The sequence below is a fragment of the Vulcanococcus sp. DEBay_Sum22DG08_74 genome, assembly GCF_017852955.1.
GTDB lineage: Bacteria > Cyanobacteriota > Cyanobacteriia > PCC-6307 > Cyanobiaceae > Vulcanococcus.
The window spans coordinates 1-20,097 of record NZ_JAFMKL010000023.1 but is presented as its reverse complement, the minus strand read 5'-3'; the positions used below and the strand labels follow the sequence as shown (position 1 = coordinate 20,097).

The following is a 20,097-nucleotide window of genomic DNA, read 5'->3' as shown; positions in this document are numbered from 1 at the left end:
TGCGGCGCTCGGCTTGCTTTTTCAGTTGATCGATTTGCTGCTGCTGCCGGGCCAAATAACCGCTGTATTTGATGTCGATCTCAGCCCCCTCACGCACGTCTAAGGGGAGCTCGGCATCGGCGAGGCCATGGCGAACGAGATCTGCGCTGTGGAATCCCGGACGCCGCAGGAGGTCGGCCAGGGTGATCGATCCCTTGATGGCCGCCTTGGTTTCCTCGGCCACGGCAGCCGCCACAGGGTCGCTGACCTTCAGGCGGACGCTCTCGAGGCGTTGTTTCTCGGCTTCGATTCCGTCCTGTTTGCGCTGGTAGATCTCCCAGCGACGGTCGTCGATTAAACCCAGCTCACGGCCCAGGGGCGTCAGCCGGCGGTCGGCGTTGTCTCCGCGCAGCACCAGCCGGTATTCACTGCGGCTGGTCAGCACCCGGTAGGGCTCCCGCAGATCCTTGGTGATCAGGTCATCGATCATCGTGCCGATGTAGCTCCCTTCCCTGGGAAAGTGCACCGGCTCCTGCTGGCGCAGCTGACGCACGGCATTCAGGCCCGCCACCAGGCCCTGGGCTGCGGCTTCCTCGTAGCCGGTGGTTCCGTTGAGTTGCCCGGCGCTGAAGAGTCCCTTGACCCGTTTGGTCTCGAGGGAGGGCTTGAGCTGGGTGGCGGGCAGGTAGTCGTAATCCACGGCATAGGCCGGCCGCAGCATCACGCACTGCTCCAGCCCGGGCAGGGTGCGCAGCAGTTCCAACTGCAGCCGCTCCGGCAGTCCCGTGGAGAACCCCTGGACATAGATCTCCGGGGTGTCTCGGCCTTCGGGCTCCAGGAAGATCTGGTGACTGTCCTTGTCGGCAAAGCGCACGATCTTGTCCTCGATCGAGGGGCAGTAGCGGGGCCCTTTGCTATCGATCACCCCGCCGTAGATCGGCGTCAGGTGCAGGTTGTCTTTGATCAGTTGGTGCGTGGCCGCGGTGGTGCGGGTGATGTGGCAGCTCATCTGCTCACCGCTGACCCAGCTGGTGGGATCAAAGGAGAAGAAGCGATCGGCGGCGTCGCTGGGTTGCTCCTCCAGTTGATCGAGGGCGATGCTGCGGCGATCCACCCGGGCCGGGGTGCCGGTCTTCAGGCGATCGGTCTGGAAGCCCAGCTCCTGCAGGGCCTCGGTCAGACCCTCGGCCGCCTGTTCACCGGCCCGACCCGCTGACATCGATTGATGGCCGACCCAGATCTGTCCGCCGAGGAAGGTGCCGGCGGTCAGGATCACGGCCCCGGCGCTGTAGGTGCTGCCGAAGTAGGTCCGCACGCCCTGGATCGCGGCGTCCTCGACCACCAGTCCGGTGACCATGGCCTCGCGTAGGGCCAGGTTTGGGGTGTGCTGCAGCAGTTGCAGCATCTGCCGGGAGTACTGGCGCTTGTCGGTTTGGGCGCGCAGGGCCCAGACCGCTGGACCGCGGCTGGCGTTGAGGACCCGTTTCTGCAGCGCGGTGGCGTCGGCCAGCCGCCCGATCACGCCGCCGAGGGCATCCACCTCGTGAACCAGCTGGCTCTTGGCCGGACCGCCCACCGCCGGATTGCAGGGCTGCCAGGCGATCCGGTCGAGATTGAGGGAGAAGAGTGCGGTGCTGCAGCCCAAACGCGCGGCGGTGATCGCCGCTTCACAGCCGGCATGACCGCCGCCCACGACGATCACGTCGAAGTGTTCAATCGGGGCGAAGTCAGCGGACACCATCGTTCGACGCTACGGCGCCGCCAGGTTGCGGAAGCGGGTGAATTGCGGCTCAAACAGCAGCTTGACCGTGCCCACCGGCCCGTTGCGGTGCTTGGTCACGATGATCTCGGTGATGCCGCGATCGGGGGTGTCGGGGTTGTAGTACTCGTCCCGGTAGATCATCAGCACCAGGTCGGCGTCCTGCTCGATCGAGCCCGATTCCCGCAGGTCGCTGAGCATCGGCCGCTTGTTGGTGCGTGATTCCACGCCACGGCTGAGCTGGGAGAGGGCGATCACCGGCACGTTCAGCTCCCGGGCCATTTGTTTGAGGCCCCGGGTGATCCGCGAGAGCTCCTGGACCCGGTTATCGGATCCGCTTCCTTCCATCAGCTGCAGGTAGTCGATGATCACGACCCCGAGCTCCTTGCCGCTCTCGGCCATCAGCCGGCGGCAGAGGGATCGCATCTCCAGCACGCCGGCATTCGGCTTGTCGTCGATGTAGATCGGCATCTGCCCCAGGGTGCTGATGCCCTGGCCCAGCAGGGGCCATTCCTCGGGCTGCAGCCGACCGGTGCGCAGACGACCGCTTTCGATGCCCACCTCCATCGCCAGCAGTCGATAGGTGAGCTGCTCCTTGCTCATCTCCAGGGAGAAGACGCAGACCGGCAGGTTGTGGAGCTGGGCCACGTTCTTGGCCAGGTTCAGCGTGATGGCGGTTTTGCCCATGGCGGGGCGGCCGGCCACGATGATCAGGTCGCTGCGCTGCAGCCCCTGGGTCATGGCATCGAGGTCGTAGAAGTTGACCGGGATGCCGGCCACGGCCGTCCCCAGGGAGCGGCTTTCGATCTCGTTAAAGGTGGCCGTCAGGATTTCCGCCGTTGGGGTGAGGCCAACGCTGGGCTTCTCCTGGCTGATGGCAAAGATCTTCTGCTCGGCCTCATCCAGCACCTGCTCCATGGGCTTGCCCTGATCGAAGCCCAGCTGAATCACCTCGTTGCCGGAGCGGATCAGCTGACGGCGCAGGAACTTGTCCATCACCAGGCGTGCCACCTGGTCGATGGAGGCGGTCGAGAGGGTGCGCTCCACCAGCTCCACCAGCCGGCCGCTGCCACCCACCTTCTCCAGGGCTCCGGTGTCCGCCAGCCAGGCGGTCATTGCCGTGAGGTCCGTGGGTTTGCCCTGGCCATGGAGCATCAGGGCGGTGCGATAGATCTCCCGGTGGGCGGAGAGATAGAAGGCCTCCGGCTGCAGCACATCGGCGACGCGGCCGATGGCATCGGGGTCCAGCAGGATCCCGCCCAGCACGGCTTCCTCGGCCTCGAGGTTTTGGGGGGGCACGCCATCGGGCATCGCCTCGAAGCGTTCGTCCTCCCGCGGTCTGCCCCGGGGCGCCGCGCGACCGCCGCCGCCCTCATCGGCGTCGCTTTGGCTCAGGGGAACGCTCACCATTGCTTTGGCCGGGGCTTCAACGAAAAAGCCGCCAGTCCCGTTGGGGCCTGACGGCGAAGGGGTTGCTCATTGTGGCGGGAACCGATCGGTTCGCCCAGACCACGCTGAACGGTTCTTAGTGGCTGACCACTTCGAGGTTGATCTCAGCGGTGACGGCGCTGTGGAGCTTGACCTGCACCTTGTAGGTGCCGGTGCGGTGGATTTCGGGGACGATGATGTCGCGGCGGTCCACTTCCTTCTTGGTGGCGGCCTCGATGGCCTCGGCCACGTCGGCGTTGGTCACGGTGCCGAACAGCACGTCATCGCCACCGGTCTGCTTCTTGACGGTGAAGCGGCCGATGGTGTCGAGGGCGGTGCGGAAGTCCAGGGCTTCCTGCTTGAGGGCAGCCTGACGCTCAGCTTCCTTGGCGCGGCGGTGCTCCACCTGCTTCAGGACCGCGGGGGTCAGGGGAACAGCCTTGCCTTGGGGCAGGAGGAAGTTGCGGGCATAACCGGGGGCAACGTCCACCAGGTCACCGTTCTTGCCCAGGCTCAGGACGTCCTCGCTGAGGACTACGGATACACGCTTAGCCATGGGGATGCAGTCGAACGATCATCGAATTTGGCGATTGATCAGACTACGCCACCACTTGCGGCCTGTGCTAGCAGCGGCCTAGGCAGGCGCACCTGGGTGGCGAGTCCCAGCCGTTGCAGCAGCCGGATGTGCATCCAGGTGAGGTCCGGTTCGCGCCAGCCCCAGCCGTGGCGCGCTGAGTGGGGGTAGGCGTGGTGGGTGTTGTGCCAGCCCTCGCCGAAGGTCAGGGCGGCCACCCAGGGGTTGTTGCGGGAGCCGTCGCCGCTGTCGTGCCGGATGTAGCCCCAGCGGTGGGTGGCGGAGTTCACCAGCCAGGTGCAGTGGTAGACGACCACCAGGCGGAGGGGAATGCCCCAGAGCACCAGGGCCCAGCCGCCGGCGCCGCTGACCGTGCCAATCCAGAAGAGCAGTCCCGCCAGGGGCAGCTGCAGCGCCAGAAACCAGCGGTTCAGCCAGCGGTAGTAGGGGTCCTTGGCCAGGTCCCCCGTGAACTGGGGCACGGCCTGCTCAGCGGGGATATCCCGGAACATCCAGCCCATGTGGCTCCACCAGAAGCCCTGGTGGCTGTTGTGGTGATCTGAATCCGTATCCGAAAACTTGTGGTGGTGGCGGTGCAGGCCCACCCAGTCAATGGGGCCGTGCTGGCAGCTCAGGGCGCCGCAGGTGGCGAAGAAGCGCTCCAGCCAGTGGGGCAGCCGCAGAGCCCGGTGGGAGAGCAGTCGGTGGTAGCCGATGGTGACCCCCAGGCAGGCCGTGACCCAATAGAGGATGGCCAGGGTGCTGGCGGCTTCCCAGCTCCAGAAGCGTGGCAGGAGGGCGACGAGGCCCAGGCCATGCAGGGCGGCCATGAAGCCGATCACTCCCCAGTTGCGGGGGAGCTGGTTGATGGGCGCTTGGGCGTGGTTGGCCCAGACGCTGCTGCGGCTGATGGTGGCAGTCATCTCCCTCCTCCCGATACGGACGCGATGTTCTCGCTAAAATGGTAGCAGTACGGATCCGTATCGGGTGAATTATCGGGACGAACTCGAAGCAGGTCGCGACGCGTTTGGGCATCTGATCAAGGTGTGGCACGAGCGGAACGGCTGGAGCCAAAGGGTTTTGCCCGCCCTGGCGGAGCGCCTGGAGCTCGGCCGTGTCCACAATTCCCAGCTCTCCAACCTGCGTAACCGCAAGTTGACCTCCCCGGGGCCGGAGCTGTTTGTGGCCCTGGGCCGGATCAACGAATTGCTGGCGGCCCAGGGCCCGGCTGGGCTCTCGCCAGAACTCGAGCAGCAGATCAGCGATCAGCCGGAGTTGCTCGCGGCCCTGCAGTCCTCGGCGCTGCCCCTGTTGAGTGATTCCGATGAGGCCTTGGGCCCAGCCCAGCTCTTCGAGATCTTTGTCGGCCTGCGCCAGCCGCCGGGGGCCTTTGACCTGCGCATTGATGTCGCCGAGGCGGCGGGCTTGAGTGCCGCCTTGGCGGAGCTGCTGACCGCTGGCCGTCCCTGGCGGCTGTGCAGAGAGCAATTGATCGCGGCCTACCCCGGGGAGAAGCGACAGAGACGGGAGCGCTTCGCTGAAGTGATGGCCGGCCAGCGGGAATACAGCGCCGAGGAGTTGGATGCCGAACTGGCGGACCTGCGCCGGACCCTGGCGGTGCTGGGGGCCGCGGATGAGCAGGAGCTCAGCGCCGATCAATTTTTGGATCTCCTACGCCAAAAAGCCCGACTGCTGGAGCAGCCGGGCCAAGGGGAGGAGGAGTCCGATCTGGCGGAGGCGATCCGCCGTCAGTTGCAGGCTTAGCCGCTGTAGCGGGCTTCGCGCACCCGCTTCGCCCAGCCCAGCTTGCGCAGCAGCTTGATGTGCTGCCAGGTGATGTCGAACTCGAACCAGCGCAGGCCATGACGGGCGCTGGAGGGGTGAGCGTGGTGGTTGTTGTGCCAGCCCTCGCCAAAGCTCAGGATCGCCACCCACCAGCAGTTGCGGGAGAGATCCGGGCAGTCGAAGTTGCGATAGCCGAAGGCGTGGGTGGCGGAATTCACCAGCCAGGTCACGTGATAGACGATCACCAGGCGCAGGGGAATCGCCCAGAGCACCAGACCGAGGCCGCCGCCATGGACTTGGGCCGCTTCGCCGTACCAATACAGGGCTGCACCCAGGGGGATCTGGAGCAGGAGGAACCAGCGATCCAGCCAGCGGTAGAGCGGATCCTGGAGCATGTCGCCGGTGAAGCGGTGGATCTCCTTGATCGCTGGGATCTCGTGGAGCATCCAGTCGCTGTGGGCCCACCAGAGGCCGCGGGCGGCGTCGTGGTGGTCGTTCGGTTGGTCGGAGAACTTGTGGTGGTGGCGGTGGAGGCCGACCCACTCGATCGGACCGCTCTGGCAGGCCAGCGTGCCCATGACCACCAGCACCCGCTCCACCCACTTCGGAGCAACAAAGCTGCGGTGGGCCACCAGGCGGTGCAGGCCCAGGGTGACGCCGATGACGGTGGTCCAGTACAGGACTGCGAGTACGGCAACGCCTTGCCAGCTCCAGTACTGGGGCAGCAGCGCAAAGACAGCACCAACGTGGATCGCCAGCATGAAGCCGGTGGTCCCTGACTTGTATTTCCTCTGACTACGGGGAAGTTGTGCACGGGGCACCACCAGGGCGGCGCGCATCCGAGCCTCTTGGGCGGCGGTATACCCATTGGATCCGCTGGCTTGGTCCGCCCCCTCGCGCTGAGAAGGGTGGGCCGCCGCAGCGGTGTCGGGGGCTTGGACCAAGATGAACTCCTTGAAGGGGCGCAGGCGTCGGGTCGCTGTGGTGCTCCAGCAAGGGAGCCTGCGCACCAATGGCCTGGGATGTCAGTCGGCTGTAGCCAAGACATCAGTTTGAAAAATCTAGACGGCTGGCCCACCGTCACGCGGGAGCAGCATGGGTTCACCTGTGGATGGCCATGACCTCTCCTCACCAGGCCTGGGCTGCTGATCAGTTGGCCGTTGCCCTGGAGCGCACGGCGCCGGTGGCCCAGGAGCGTCGGGCGGGCATCAAGCCCCGGTTGCAGCGGGTGCTCGACGCCTTTGCGGCCGAGCGACTGGGGGTTCACCATTTCGCCTCCGTTAGTGGCTATGGCCATGGGGACCTGGGCAGGGAGGTGCTCGACCGGGTCTTTGCCCGGGTGCTGCAGGCCGAGGCCGCCGCGGTGCGCCTGCAATTTGTGAGCGGCACCCATGCCATCGCCGCTGCCCTCTATGGGGTGTTGCGGCCCGGTGATCGGCTCTTGGCCCTGACGGGGCGTCCCTACGACACCTTGGAAGAGGTCATCGGCATCCGGGGCGAGGGGCAGGGGTCCCTGGCGGAGTTCGGGGTGGCCTACGACGAGCTGGATCTCCTTCCCGATGGGAGCGTCGATGAGGCGGGAATCGCTGGGGCACTGGCTGTGCCCACCCGCATGGTCCTGATCCAGCGCAGCTGCGGCTACAGCTGGCGCCCGTCCTTGACCGTGGCGCAGATCGCTCGCTTGGTGGAGCGGGTCAAGGCGGTTCAGCCCGGCTGCCTGGTGTTCGTCGACAACTGCTACGGCGAGCTCGTTGAGCTGCAGGAGCCCACGGCCGTTGGAGCGGACCTGATGGCTGGCTCCTTGATCAAGAACCTCGGCGGCACGATTGCCCCGACGGGCGGCTACGTCGCCGGGCGCGAGGAGCTGGTGGAGCAGGCCTGCTGCCGGCTGACCGCCCCGGGCATCGGTAGTGAAGGGGGAACAGGCTTTGACCTGCATCGCCTGCTCTTCCAAGGACTGTTTTTGGCGCCGCAGATGGTGACCGAGGCGCTGCTCTGCGCTGAGTTGACCGCAGCGGTGTTTGACGGCTTGGGCTACGCGGTCAAGCCCCTGGTGGGAGGGGTGCGCAGCGATGTGATTCAGGCGGTGCGCCTGGGGTCCCCCGAACCGCTGAAGGCCGTCTGCCGCGCTTTTCAGACCTGTTCCCCCGTGGGCTCCTACCTCGATCCGATCCCAGCACCGATGCCCGGCTACGCCAGTGAGTTGGTGATGGCGGGCGGGACCTTTATCGATGGCAGCACCAGTGAGTTCTCCGCCGATGGCCCCCTGCGGGAGCCCTACGTCCTCTATGCCCAGGGCGGCACCACCCAGGCCCATGCGGAGCTCGCCTTGGAGCGGGCCCTGCTGGCGTTAGCTGAATCCCATTACAAGGGTGGCCCTGGGAACAGCCGCGCCTCGGCAAATTCGACAAACTGAGAGCCACTTTTGCTGCGGCGCGGCCCATGGGTCTGCACTATCCCGATGACTGCCGCTATTCCGACAGTCACGAGTACGTGAAGTCCGAAGGGGAGCTGGTGCGCGTCGGCATCAGCGCCTTTGCGGTCGATCAGCTGGGGGACATCGTCTTTGTGGAGTTGCCCGAGGTGGGGGACAGCCTCAGCCAGGGCTCCAGCTTCGGTTCGGTGGAGTCGGTGAAGGCCGTGGAGGACATGCTCTCCCCGATCGATGGCACCGTGGAGGCCCGCAATGAGGCGGTCCTGGCGAGCCCCGAGGAGCTGCAGAACGACCCCTATGGCGAGGGTTGGTTGCTGTTGGTGCGTCCGAGCGCTCCGGCCCAGATCGAGGCTCTGATGGATGCCGCGAGCTACGGCGCCAAGGTCGACGGTCACTGATGGAGTTGAGCGCCTTCGTTCAGCGCCACATCGGGCCCACGCCCGCTGAGCAGCAGTCGATGCTGCGGGATCTCGGCCTGCCTGACCTGGAGGCCTTGGTGCGCCAGGTGGTCCCCGAGCCGATTCGTCTGGAGCCTGCCCAGGCCCTGGAGGGTTTGCCGGCGGGTTGCCAGGAGTCCCAGGCCCTAGCCGAACTGCAGCAGATTGCGGCGGCGAACGAGGTCCGCCGTTCCCTGATTGGCCTGGGGTACTACGGCTGCATCACCCCGGCGCTGATTCAGCGCCATGTCTTTGAAAACCCCGCCTGGTACACCGCTTACACCCCCTACCAAGCGGAAATCAGCCAGGGGCGCCTCGAGGCACTCCTGAATTTCCAGACCCTGATCAGCGAGCTCACCGGCCTGCCGATCGCCAACGCCTCGTTGCTGGATGAGGCCACGGCGGCGGCGGAGGCCATGGCCCTGAGCCTGGGGGCTTGCCGCAACCGCAAGGCGCGCCGATTCCTGGTGGATGAGGCGGTCTTCCCGCAGACCTGGGCGGTCCTGGAGACCCGGGCGGAACCGCTGGAGCTCGAACTGGAGCGGGTCAATCCCCAGGAACTCCTGGAGCGGCCCGAGGCGTTCAGCGACGCCTTTGGTCTGCTGCTGCAGCTGCCGGGGACCTCGGGAGCGCTCTGGCACCCGGGTGAAGTGATCGCCGCCGCCCAGGCCGCAGGCGTGATCGTGACGGCGGCTGTGGATCCCTTGGCCCAGGTGCTGATGGCACCGGTGGCCGAGCTCGGTGTGGAGATTGCCGTCGGAAGCACCCAGCGCTTGGGCATTCCCTTGGGCTTTGGCGGCCCCCATGCGGCGTTCTTTGCCACGACTCCTACCCACCAGCGCAAGATTCCAGGCCGTTTGGTCGGTCAATCGGTCGATGCCGAGGGGCATCCGGCGTTGCGCCTGGCGCTGCAGACCCGTGAGCAGCACATCCGCCGCGACAAGGCCACCAGCAACATCTGCACCGCCCAAGTGCTGCTGGCGGTGATGGCCAGCTTCTACGCGGTGCACCACGGCCCCGATGGCCTGACGGCGATCGCCCGGCGTCTGGTGCTGCTGCGGGAACTCTTGCGGCGTGGCCTCGAAGCCCTGGGCTATCCCCCCGAGGCGGCCCCGGGCCTCGACACCCTGCGGGTGCACTGCCCGGATGCGGCGGACGTGATCGCGCGGGCGGCGGCGGCGGGCTTCAACCTGCGGCCTGAGGCCGACGGGTTTGCCATCAGCCTCGATGAGCTGAGCGACCTCGAGGAGCTGCAGCGCCTGCTCTCCGCCCTGGCGGCCCTGCCGCAACGGGCCCCGGATCTGGCCCAACTCGAGCACGCCCTGTTGCAGGAGAGCCAGGGACAGCCGATTGAGGAGCGCCTCTGGGGAACCCTGGTGCCCCGTCGCTCGCGCCCATGGCTGCAGCAGCCGGTCTTCCATCGCTACCGCAGCGAGACGGAGTTGCTGCGCTACATCCAGCGGCTCGTCTCCAAGGACTTCTCCTTGGTCCACGGGATGATCCCGCTGGGGAGCTGCACGATGAAGCTCAACGCAGCGGCAGAGCTGCTGCCGGTCAGCTGGCCAGGGTTTGCGGGTCTGCATCCCTTCGCGCCGGCGCACCAGAGCGCGGGCTATCGCCGTTTGGTGGCGGACCTCGAGCATTGGTTGTCGGCGATCACGGGCTTCGCCGGGGTGTCCCTGCAGCCCAACGCCGGCTCCCAGGGGGAATACGCCGGCCTACTGGTGATTCGCGCCTATCACCGCAGCCGCGGCGATACCCAGCGCCGGATCTGCCTGATCCCCACCAGTGCCCATGGGACGAACCCCGCCAGCGCCGTCATGGCTGGTTTGACGGTGGTGGCCGTGGCCTGCGACGACCAGGGGAACATCGACCGGGCGGATCTGCAGGCCAAGGTCGAAACCCACAAGGACGAGCTGGCGGCCCTGATGGTCACCTACCCCTCCACCCATGGCGTCTTTGAGGAGGGCATCCGTGAGATCTGCGCCTTGGTGCATCAGCACGGCGGACAGGTGTATCTCGATGGCGCCAACCTCAATGCCCAGGTGGGCCTGGCGAAGCCCGGGATTTATGGAGCGGATGTCTGCCACCTGAACCTCCACAAGACCTTCTGCATCCCCCACGGCGGTGGCGGTCCGGGGGTGGGGCCGATCGCTGTGGCCTCCCACCTGTTGCCCTTCCTGCCGGGTCATCCGTCTGCGGAGGCCTGTGGGGGTGATCAGGCCATCGGACCGGTGAGTGCGGCCCCCTGGGGCAGCGCCAGCATTCTTCCGATCAGCTGGATGTACATCCGGATGATGGGCGGCGCGGGCCTGCGCCAGGCCAGTGCCGTTTCCCTCCTGGCCGCCAATTGGTTGGCCCATCAACTGGAGGATCACTTCCCGGTGCTTTATCGCGGCCAATCCGGACGGGTGGCCCATGAATGCATCTTTGATTTGCGGCCGCTCAAGCGCAGTGCCGGATTGGAGGTTGATGATCTCGCCAAGCGCCTGATGGACTACGGCTTCCATGCCCCGACGGTCAGTTGGCCGGTGGCGGGAACGGTGATGGTGGAGCCCACCGAAAGCGAGGGTTTGGCGGAGCTGCAGCGCTTCTGTGATGCGATGGCCGCCATCCGCGCAGAGGCTGCAGCGATTGAGTCCGGGGCGATGGATCCTGAGAACAATCCCCTCAAACGTGCGCCGCATACGTTGTCAGCGGTGACGGCGGATGTTTGGGATCGTCCCTATAGCCGTCAGCAGGCGGCCTACCCCCAGGGAGAGGCGCAGCAGCAGGGCAAGCTTTGGCCGGCGGTGGCTCGCATTGATAACGCCTTCGGTGATCGCAACCTGGTCTGCACCTGCCCATCGGTTGAGGAAATGGCCGTTTCCACCTCAACAGCAGCTTGATTAGGGTTTAAATTCTTTGGCAAAGGGAAAAGTGCAGAATTTCTTTCTGCATCGTCCCTTGATTTCCTCTCAAAATCTGCTGCAACTGCAGTCATCGCTGTAGTCCAGGGGGCCCATGAGCGACGAGACCAAAACAACGACCCTCGAAGATCAGCCGGCAGTGAAGTTGCCTTCTCTGCAGGGCAGCCTCCATCAAGCAGCCATGACCGGTCAGACCCTGCGGGTCGAGGGCACCAACGTTGTGCGGGTTCCCTTCGGTGTTCGCCGCCCGCGCCGCACGCGTCCTGCCCGTCCTGAGCATTGGGCCACCGTGGTGCTGCCGTTCCAGGCTGGTGGTTCTACCCCGCCCCCGCCGCAGGCCGCCTAACTGGCGTTCTGGTCAAGGCGCCAGTCGATCAGCGCCTTGACGTCTTCCACTGAGCTGGCTGGGGCCCGGAAGGGCAGCAGCTTCATGGGGCTGCGTTCGGGCCTGACCATCCAAGAGAGATCCTTCTGGGGGATCAGTACGAAGCCGCGATAGCGAACAATCCAGCGCTGAGAAGTCGGACTGGCCTTGGGCAGAGCTCCCATCCAGCGGCAGTGGCGTCAGATCTTCATTTCAGCCCTTGTCTGGCTGAGCCCCCCTGAATTCAGGTTTTCTTCCGCTGCAGATCACGAGATCTTGCAGGGCGCTCAGTAGTTGGCGCCGCTGCGGCGTTGGTGAACGGCGGTGGTGGCCTCCGCATCCAGCAGTGCTCCGGATCCCACCTGGGCATAGATCAGCCAGTGGTCGCCGCATTCCATGCGCTGTTTGACGCTGCAGTCGAGCCAGGCCAGGGCCTCGGGAAGGATCGGTTGACCGCCAGGGCTCTGCTCGAGCTCCAGGCCTGCGAAACGATCGGCCCCCGGGGCAAAGGGCTGCAGGAATTGCTTCATCGGTCCGCTCTCGCGGCCGGAGGCCAGGACGTTGAGGGCGAAGGAATCACCGACGTGCAGCAGGGCCTCCACGGCCCGGTCCTTGGCGACGGCCACCGTCAGGCCCGGCGGGCTGAAGCTCGCCTGGCTGACCCAGCTGGCCACCATGGCGCCGCTGAGTTGACTTTCGCCAGCGCCCTTGCGCGTTGTCAGGACGCAGAGGGATCCCACGACGCGGCCCAGGGCGAGGACGGCTGGGTTGCTGCGGCTTTCGCTGAGGCCACCACTGGTGGAGCTGCGGCGTTGGGCCTTGCGTTGCGCTGTGATCAGGCTGCGGCCCAGGCCCGTTCCGGTTTCCTCCAGGGTCTTGATCGTGGCCGCATCGGGACTGAACTTCACCCGCACCGGCTCAAAGGCGAAGCTGAAGCCGCCGTCGCGCAACTTGCTCTCCAGCAGATCGATGGCTTCACCGCTCCAGCCGAAGCTGCCGAAGACCCCAACCGGTTTGGAGCGATCACCCTCTGCCAGCACCGTGCCGAGGGCGGAGACGATCGGCGTTGGGGCATGGCCGCCGAGGGTGGGGGAGCCGATCAGCAGGGCATCGCAACTGCGGATGGTCTCCAGCAGTTTTTCGGCTGGGGTGAATTCGCAGTTGACGCTCTCGACCCGCACGCCGGTGCGGGAGACCCCTTGGGCCAGGGCGTCGGCGATGGCGGCGGTGTTGCCGTAGGCGCTGGCGAAGAGCAGCGCCACCGAGAGGCTGGAGCGCTCTTGGGATTCCCCCCAACGGCGGTAGTCCACCAGCAGGCTGCGCCAGCTTTCGGCGATGGCCGGGCCGTGTCCCGGGGCGATGCAGCGGATGGAGAGCTCATCGATGCGGTTGAGCACCGCTTCCACCTGCCGGGCCATCGGGGCCATCAGGCAGTCATAGAAGTAGCGGCGGTCTTCTTCGGTGCTGCTGCGGTTGGCTTCGGCCCACTCCTGGCTGCAGAGGTGCGCCGAGAAGAACTTGCCGCTCATCAGCAGGCCGGTGGTCTCCTCGAAGGCCATCAGCGCCCCGGGCCAGCGCGGGGTCGGCGCAGAGAGCAGGTTGATCCTGTAGCCGTCCGCTCGCTCAAGGCTGTCCTCACCGCGGACCACGGTCAGGGGCGGCAGCTCCGGCAGGGCGGGCGCTTCCTGTTCTGTGGGTTTGCGCTGGGACCAGAGGTCTTGCAGCAACTTGGCGCCCGGGTTGGAGGCGATCAGCCGCAGCTTCTGCCAGCGCCGGGCTAGCTCATGCAGCAGTGCAATCCGGTTGGGGTTGACGTGGCTGACAACCACCTGCAGTTCGCTGTCGCCGGGAACCAGGTTCGCCAGTTGCTCCAGGTAGGGCTCGGCGAAGGAGGCACCGGGGGGGTGGACCAGCAGGGCTGAGGTGTCGCTGCTGGGCAGGAATAGGAAGCTGTTGGCGCTGGTGCCCCGCTCCAGGCCGTACTCGACCTCAAAGCGCAGGCGCTTGGGGCTGAGGCCCCGCAGGCAGACCAGGCCGGGTTCGATCGGCAGCTGAATGACCTGCCGTTCTGCAGTGGCGCCGGCCATCAGTAGTGGTTCCCCACTTTGCGGTGGTGAACGGCCGTGCGTGCCTCGGTGTCAGAGACGTTCCCCTGCTCGACCTCGCCGTAGATGATCCAGTGGTCCGGGCCCTCCATCCGCTGGCTGACGCGGCAGCCGAGGAAGGCCAGGGCATCGCCCAGGACCGGTCCGCCGTTGGCCACGCCATCGAGGGTGTTGACCCCGGCAAAGCGATCGGCACCCGGCGGGAAGCGCTTGAGGAAGTGCCGCATCAGGTCCTGGTAGTTGTCCTCCCGCAGGATGTTCAGCACGAAGCGATCACCCACCTGCAGCAGCGCTTCGATGGCGCGGTCCTTGGCCACGGCCACGGTGATGCCGGGGGGATCAAAGCTGGCCTGGCTGACCCAGCTGGCCACCATCGCTGAGGCCCGCTCGTCCTGGCGTGCGGTCACCACATAGAGGCCGCCAGAGAGGCGCCCGAGGGCCTTGTCCAGGTCGCCATCGAGGGACTTCATCGCGGCGATGGTCTTGGCTCGGGTCAGGAGTTGACCGAGGTCCGTGCCGGCTTCTTCGCAGCGCTGGTAGTCGTTGCCATCGGGAACCTGGCGCACACGCAGGGGTTCGAAGGCTTCCTTCTGGCCCATGCTGCGCAGCTGCGTGGCAACAGCATCAATCGGTTCGTCGTTGCCGCCGTAGGCGTCGTAGCTGCCGATCCACTGCTTGGGTTTGAGGGCCGCCAGCAGGGTGCCGATGGAGGCCTGCAGCTCCGGGTCGGGGTTGGCCGGCCAGGTGGGAACCACAACGGCGCTGGCCTCGCCGATCAGGGCGCTGAGTTCCTGGGCGTCGGTGGCCCGCAGGTCCACCAGTTGCACCTGGGCTTCGGCTTTGCCAATGCCACGGGCGATGGCCTGGCTGAGGCGGTCGCAGAAGCCGTATTGGCTCAGGTAACAGACGGCGGCGTAGGCCTCGCCTTTGCTGCGGTCGCTGCTCCAGTCCTTGTAGTCCCCCATCCAGAGGTTGAGGTGGTGGCGCAGCAGCGGTCCGTGCCCGGTGGCGATGGTGTTGATGGTGCCCTCGAGCCCATCCATGCGCTTCATGGCCTGGAGGACGCTGCGGGCGTTGGGGCCCATCAGGCAGTCGTAATAGAAGCGGAAGTCGGGAGCGAGGGCGCCGGGGTCCACATCGAAGCTGTCCTCGGAGCAGTAGTGCATCCCGAAGGCATCGCAGGTGTAGAGGATCCCGGTGCCGTGGTCGAAGGAAAAGATCGTGTCTGGCCAGTGCAGGTTGGGGGCACTGAGGAACTCGAAGCGGTGCTGAATGCCGCTCTCGGGGTTGGTGCCCAGGTCCAGCTCCTCGCCGCTTTTGACGGCGCGGCTCTTGAAGGGGCGATGCACCTGGTTCTCGAGGAACTGGATGGCGACCTTCGAACCCACGACCTCGATGTCCGGGTTGAGATCGATGACATGGCCCACCAGGCCGGAGTGGTCCGGTTCGGTGTGGCTGACGATCAGCACGTCGATGGCCTTGGGATCGATTTGCTCCTTGAGGAGCTCGAGCCAGATCCCTTCGAACTTGAGGTGGCTGGTGTCGATCAGGGCGGTGCGCTCACCGCGCACCAGAAAGCTGTTGTAGGTGGTGCCGTTGCGCAGGCCGAACTCAATGTCGAAGCGGCTGCGGTCCCAGTCCAGGGAGCGGATGGTGCTGGTGTCCTTGGCGATGGCCTCGCACTGCAGGCTGAGCCGGGGCGTGCTTGCAACGACAGCCATGGGATCACCAGGGGAGCTGATGAACTCTACGGAGCTTCTCTGGAGAGCTGGCTGATCGAGCCGTCCCCGCCAGTCAGAAAAAAGCCCTGGCTTGCGGCCAGGGCTGGGTCCCGTCTCTCTCTGGTTGGTGTGATCGTTCTGGTCGCCTAGCCCTCCACCTTCACCGAGACGGTGGTCATGGTTTGGGCCTTCGGCGCGGTGACCAGTAGAAGGCCATCGCGGTAGTGGGCTTCGAGGCCCTCCCGGTCGATGCCGGAGGGGAAGCGGAAGCTGCGGCTCCAGGTGCCATAGCGGAATTCGCTCAGGAGCGGCGCTTGGGCATCGGCGGCCTCCTCGGGGGCGAGGCGCTCGGCGCTGATGACGAGGGTGCGATCGGTGGCTTTGACATCGATCGAGTCGCGCTTCACGCCCGGCAGTTCCAGGGTGATGGCGAAGCCAGCCTCGGTTTCACGCACTTCGGCGGCGGGCACGCGCTCGGCGGTGTGCAGTTGCTGCTCGAGTTGTTCGAACAGATCAAAGGGTGATTGGCGCAGGGTCAGCATGGCTGTTCCTCCAAGACTTGACTGGGCGGGGTGATGACCCGCAACGCCAATGTGGCTCCGCTGAATGACAACCAAGAGGGCGCAAACCGACCCTTTCAGTACGGCCCTCACCCCTCGGGTTCGGTTGCTACACCTTGGTTTTCGTAGGAGCCGAACCGCCCCTTAGAGCCACCACCAGTCGCTGAAGGCCGCGGCTTGACCGCAGGGTCGCCCATCGGCGTCCTGGAGGCACCAGAGCCGGGCGTTCTGGATCTGAAAGCGCCGGCCGCTGCGGCTGATGCGAATGCCGCTGTACCCCTCGATTGCTTGCTGGCTCAAGGCCTGCTGCAGCGCGAGCGCGCGGCTTTGGCGCTCTTGCGGTTCGGCGGTGAGCCGCGAGGGCATGCCGACCATGGCGCTCCAGGGGCGCTCCCAGAGCTGCAGGGCTGCGGCATTGGCGTAGGTCAGGCAGGGGTCGCTGCTGCCGTCATGGGCCAGGACGACGAGATCGGCTGAGAAGAGCTCCTGGGCCGACGCTGCCAGGGGCCGGCCAAAGGCCTGTTGGTGGGAGTGCAGCAGTTGCTCGGCCAGTTGGCGTTTGCCGGGGGTAAGCCAGGGGGCCGGCGCCTGCTCGAGTTGCGGTCGCTGATCGCTCAGGGACACCTCAGTCTTCTTGCTTGCTGCCGGCGGCCATGGCGGTGGCCATGGCCGTGGCGCTGAAGCTGGCGCCCTGGGCCTTGAGGTGCTCGACGAATTGCTTGCCGGCCTCCGGGAAGCGGCCGTCCTCCGCCAGGGGGATGGCTCCGGCCTCATCCAGGCCGGTGTCCCCCTCCATGGCCGGGGTGATGACCACCAGGCCGGGGTCGAGGGCGGCCCCATAGCGCCACCAGCGTTTTGGCTCGCGGATGGAGATCGGTGCTGGGTGGAGTTGGGGCGGGCTGGCCTGCTCTGCGTCGGGGTTGGCCTTGGCCTCCTTGGCTTTCTTGGCCAGCAGGGCCCGGCGCTTGACCGCCAGGTCGCTGAGCAGCTGGGCGCGGGTGCGGCCCCGCAGCTGGAAGAGGACGAAGGGGTCTTCGCTGAAGCGCTCCCCCATCAGGTAGTAGACGGCGCTGACGTGCTTGCAGGGGTTGACCTTGTCCGGGCAGGTGCACTCGCTGCGCACCTCCTGCAACTTGAAGGGAAAGAGCCGCTTGCCGCTGGCGGCGAAGGCGCGCTCGATGTCCTGGGGCATGACCCCAGCCAGCAGCTGCGCTGACCAGCGGGCCTTTTGCCCGAGGGCCTCGAGGACGTAGTTCCAGTCCTCATCATTGAGGACATCGAGCCAGAGCTTTACCTTGTAGGGGTCCTCGCCGCTGCCCTGCACCCGGGCGTGCACCCGGCGCCCCTCGAAGCGAATGGAGAGGACGTTGCCTTCGCGGGCGTAGGCCCAGGCCCGCTCTAGGCGTTTCTTGAAGCGGTAGCCGTTGATCAGCTCCATCCACTGCTCAACCCACCAGGGCTGCTGGCTCAGGCCCTCATCGCCGAGCTGGGTGGTGATGCCGTTGCTGGAGAGGGTCATGGGATCAGTCCTCGCTGAGGGTGACGAGTTCTTTGAGTTGGCTCACGTCCATGCCGCCGAGCCAATCCTCACCGGAGCCAACGATGTCTTCGGCGAGTTTGGACTTCTCCTTGATCATGCGGTCGATGCGCTCTTCGACGGAGCCACTGGTGATGAACTTGTGCACCATCACCCGGTTCTGCTGGCCGATCCGGTAGGCGCGGTCCGTGGCCTGGTTCTCCACGGCGGGGTTCCACCAGCGGTCGATGTGGAAGACGTGGCTGGCCCGGGTCAGGTTCAGGCCGACGCCGCCGGCCTTGAGGGACAGCAGGAACAGTTGCGGGCCGCGGGGGTCGTCCTGGAAGCGGTCGACCATGGCCTGGCGTTCGGTCTTGCTGGTGCTGCCGTAGAGGAAGGGCACCTCCTGGCGCCACTTGTGCTCGAGGTGGGCCTTGAGCAGATGGCCCCATTCGGCGAACTGGGTGAAGAGCAGGGCCCGATCGCCCGCTTCCATCACTTCCTCGAGGATTTCCTCCAGCCGCTGCACCTTGGCGCTGCGGGCGGCGAACTCCTTGAAGAAGCTGGCATCGGCGTCGGCTGGGTCCTGCTTGAGGGCCAGGGCCGGGTGGTTGCAGATCTGCTTGAGCTTGGTGAGCAGCGCCAGCACCTGGCCATGCTTCTGGCCCAGGGGCGCCCGGGCGATGGCATCGAGGCTCTCGTCCACGGTCTTGGAGTAGAGCTTCTTCTGCTCGGGGGCCAGGCCCACCCATTCGCTCAGTTCCACCTTCTCGGGCAGGTCGGAAATGATCGATTTGTCGGTCTTCAGGCGGCGCAGGATGAAGGGGCCGACGCGGCCCTTGAGGTCCCGCAGCGAGGACATGTCGCCGTAGCGCTCGATCGGCATCCGGTAGCGCTGGCGGAAGAACGGCTCATCGCCGAGCACCTTGGGATTGAGGAAGTCCATCAGGGCCCAGAGCTCGCTCACCCGGTTCTCCACCGGTGTGCCGGTCAGGGCGATGCGGAAGCGGGGACCCTTGCCGGGGCGCCCCATGTCCCGGGCCGCCATGGACTGCTTGGCGGCATGGTTCTTGATCGCCTGGGCTTCATCGATCACGACGCCCTGCCAATCGACCTTGTCCAGCAGTTCGCTGTCCCGTTGCAGCAGGCCGTAGGTGGTCAGCACCAGGTCCACACCCTTCAGCGCTTTTTTCAGGGCCTCGGGGCTGGAGGGGCGGCGGGGTCCGTAGTGCTCGTTGACCGTCAGATCCGGGGTGAAGGCCGCGGCTTCCCGCTTCCAGTTGGTCAGCACCGAGGTGGGAGCGACCAGCAGCACCGGGCGTTTGAGCTCCTCTTCGGCCTTGAGGTGCTGCAGGAAGGCCAGCAGCTGGATCGTTTTGCCCAGACCCATGTCGTCGGCCAGGCAGGCGCCCTGATCGAAGCGATGCAGGAAGGCCAGCCAGCCCAGACCGCGCTCCTGATAGGGCCGCAGTTGTCCGGCGAACCCAGGGGGCGCAGGCAGGGGATCGGGGGCTTTCTGCTGGTGGTACTGCTCCAGCACCGCCTGCAGGCGGGGCCCGGCCGTGAAGGCATGGACCGGCAAGCGGGAGAGGGTCTCCCCTTCATTGCCCGTGATCCGCAGGGCGTCATCGAGGCTGAAGGGGGGCTCAGCCGAGCAGAACTTCTCGGCGTTCTTGAGGTCCAGGGGCCGCAGTTCGATCCAGGCCCCCTTGTGCTGCACCAGCGGGCTGCGCTTGGCCGAGAGCTTCTCGAGGTCCTTCAGGTTCAGCGTGACCCCGCCGATCATGAATTCCCAGCGCCACTCCAGGGTTTCCCCGAGAGTGAAGCCGCGGGACTTCTCGGGCAGCTCGGCGGTGATGGCCAGGCCCAGGCGGCTGGCCAGACCACCGGAGAGGCTCGCGGGGAGCACCACCCCGACGCCCACATCTCGCAGGCGGGAAGCGGCGGTCCGCACCAGCACGAAGGCCTCCGCGGGGGTGAGCTGCATCGCCTCGGGGGTGGCGGCATCCAGGCCCCGCTCCAGCGGCTCAAAGGCCAAGAGGGCGCGGCCCAGACCCTCCAGCAGGAGCGCTCCAGGCTGCTCCAATTGGATCTCACCCAGGGCCAGGTTGCTGTCGCCAGCGGCCCAGACCAGCCCAGCGGGCACCCGCAGGCTGGGGTCGGCTTCCGCCTGGAGGCCGAATTTCAGTTCCCAGAGTTCCTCCCCTTCCGGCGGGGTGAACAGCTCCAGGCAGGCCCGGGCGGGAGCCACCTTGCCGGCGACGGTCTCGCGCCAGTGGTTGCTGGCGCCGCCGAGGCGCTCTTGCTCCTCCTCATCGAGCTTGAGTTTCCCGTCGCGGCTGGCCAGCCCCTCTTCCCAGGCCGCCAGCAGTGGATCGAGGCCGGCTGCGCCGGGTTGGAAGGCTTCGCGCAGCTGGCCGTCCACCAATTTTTCGACCATGCTCGCCACGAGCAGTCGGTTCGAGCGGGGACGGCCGCAGGCCAACTGGGGATCTGGGCTGGAGGCCGCCACCACCTGGGGCATGC

General features: G+C 66.4%; 17 protein-coding genes. 5 read left to right on the top strand and 12 right to left on the bottom strand.

Annotation, left to right across the window (positions count from 1 at the left end; all coding sequences use genetic code 11):
• The 4 genes from mnmG to QZ184_RS04600 all read right to left on the bottom strand — a co-directional run.
• On the bottom strand, positions 1-1,717 hold a 1,717-nt coding region (mnmG, locus tag QZ184_RS04615), incomplete at its 3' end, for a tRNA uridine-5-carboxymethylaminomethyl(34) synthesis enzyme MnmG (RefSeq protein WP_296418370.1).
• A gap of 12 nt (positions 1,718-1,729) precedes the next feature.
• Positions 1,730-3,148, bottom strand: a complete 1,419-nt coding sequence (gene dnaB, locus QZ184_RS04610; RefSeq protein ID WP_010313598.1) for a replicative DNA helicase — start codon at positions 3,146-3,148, stop codon at positions 1,730-1,732.
• A 115-nt stretch (positions 3,149-3,263) separates the two neighbouring features.
• The gene (gene rplI, locus QZ184_RS04605; RefSeq protein ID WP_010313595.1) at positions 3,264-3,722 is read right to left on the bottom strand and encodes a 50S ribosomal protein L9; all 459 of its coding nucleotides are present in this window, start codon (positions 3,720-3,722) and stop codon (positions 3,264-3,266) included.
• A 38-nt stretch (positions 3,723-3,760) separates the two neighbouring features.
• Positions 3,761-4,663, bottom strand: coding sequence for a fatty acid desaturase (locus tag QZ184_RS04600; protein ID WP_296416136.1), 903 nt, complete (start codon positions 4,661-4,663; stop codon positions 3,761-3,763).
• 64 nt (positions 4,664-4,727) lie between these two features.
• Between QZ184_RS04600 and QZ184_RS04595 the strand changes: the two genes are divergently transcribed.
• On the top strand, positions 4,728-5,504 hold the full coding sequence (locus QZ184_RS04595; protein ID WP_247476748.1) for a hypothetical protein: 777 nt from the start codon (positions 4,728-4,730) through the stop codon (positions 5,502-5,504).
• Here QZ184_RS04595 and QZ184_RS04590 read toward each other — a convergent pair.
• Complete coding sequence (locus QZ184_RS04590; protein ID WP_050778407.1) at positions 5,501-6,364, bottom strand: fatty acid desaturase; 864 nt, start codon at positions 6,362-6,364, stop codon at positions 5,501-5,503. The two genes, QZ184_RS04595 and QZ184_RS04590, sit on opposite strands and share 4 nt — an antisense overlap.
• A 272-nt stretch (positions 6,365-6,636) precedes the next feature.
• On the opposite strand from QZ184_RS04590, the gene QZ184_RS04585 reads away from it, so the two are divergent.
• The 4 genes from QZ184_RS04585 to QZ184_RS04570 all read left to right on the top strand — a co-directional run bounded on the left by QZ184_RS04585 (position 6,637) and on the right by QZ184_RS04570 (position 11,651).
• Positions 6,637-7,941, top strand: coding sequence for a methionine gamma-lyase family protein (locus QZ184_RS04585; protein WP_296416137.1), 1,305 nt, complete (start codon positions 6,637-6,639; stop codon positions 7,939-7,941).
• Positions 7,942-7,967: 26 nt separating this feature from the next.
• A complete protein-coding gene (gene gcvH, locus QZ184_RS04580; protein WP_010313585.1) occupies positions 7,968-8,357 on the top strand; it encodes a glycine cleavage system protein GcvH in 390 nt (129 codons plus the stop codon).
• Positions 8,357-11,284 (top strand): aminomethyl-transferring glycine dehydrogenase, encoded by a 2,928-nt coding sequence (gene gcvP, locus QZ184_RS04575; RefSeq protein ID WP_296418368.1) that lies wholly within the window; start codon positions 8,357-8,359, stop codon positions 11,282-11,284. Before gcvH ends, gcvP begins: the two co-directional genes overlap by 1 nt.
• A 115-nt stretch (positions 11,285-11,399) precedes the next feature.
• Positions 11,400-11,651 (top strand): hypothetical protein, encoded by a 252-nt coding sequence (locus QZ184_RS04570; protein ID WP_296416139.1) that lies wholly within the window; start codon positions 11,400-11,402, stop codon positions 11,649-11,651.
• Here QZ184_RS04570 and QZ184_RS04565 read toward each other — a convergent pair.
• The 7 genes from QZ184_RS04565 to QZ184_RS04535 all read right to left on the bottom strand — a co-directional run.
• Positions 11,648-11,854, bottom strand: coding sequence for a hypothetical protein (locus QZ184_RS04565; protein WP_247476751.1), 207 nt, complete (start codon positions 11,852-11,854; stop codon positions 11,648-11,650). The genes QZ184_RS04570 and QZ184_RS04565 overlap by 4 nt on opposite strands.
• Positions 11,855-11,956: 102 nt before the next feature.
• Entirely contained in the window at positions 11,957-13,756 is a 1,800-nt protein-coding gene (locus QZ184_RS04560; RefSeq protein WP_296418366.1) for a diflavin flavoprotein, read from the bottom strand.
• On the bottom strand, positions 13,756-15,495 hold the full coding sequence (locus tag QZ184_RS04555; RefSeq protein WP_296418364.1) for a diflavin flavoprotein: 1,740 nt from the start codon (positions 15,493-15,495) through the stop codon (positions 13,756-13,758). Before QZ184_RS04555 ends, QZ184_RS04560 begins: the two co-directional genes overlap by 1 nt.
• Positions 15,496-15,641: 146 nt before the next feature.
• Positions 15,642-16,037 (bottom strand): Hsp20/alpha crystallin family protein, encoded by a 396-nt coding sequence (locus QZ184_RS04550; RefSeq protein ID WP_185186733.1) that lies wholly within the window; start codon positions 16,035-16,037, stop codon positions 15,642-15,644.
• Positions 16,038-16,199: 162 nt separating this feature from the next.
• A complete protein-coding gene (locus QZ184_RS04545) occupies positions 16,200-16,679 on the bottom strand; it encodes an MEKHLA domain-containing protein (RefSeq protein ID WP_296418362.1) in 480 nt (159 codons plus the stop codon).
• A gap of 1 nt (position 16,680) precedes the next feature.
• The gene (locus tag QZ184_RS04540; RefSeq protein ID WP_296416143.1) at positions 16,681-17,574 is read right to left on the bottom strand and encodes an SWIM zinc finger family protein; all 894 of its coding nucleotides are present in this window, start codon (positions 17,572-17,574) and stop codon (positions 16,681-16,683) included.
• 4 nt (positions 17,575-17,578) lie between these two features.
• On the bottom strand, positions 17,579-20,097 hold a 2,519-nt coding region (locus tag QZ184_RS04535), incomplete at its 5' end, for a DEAD/DEAH box helicase (RefSeq protein WP_296418360.1).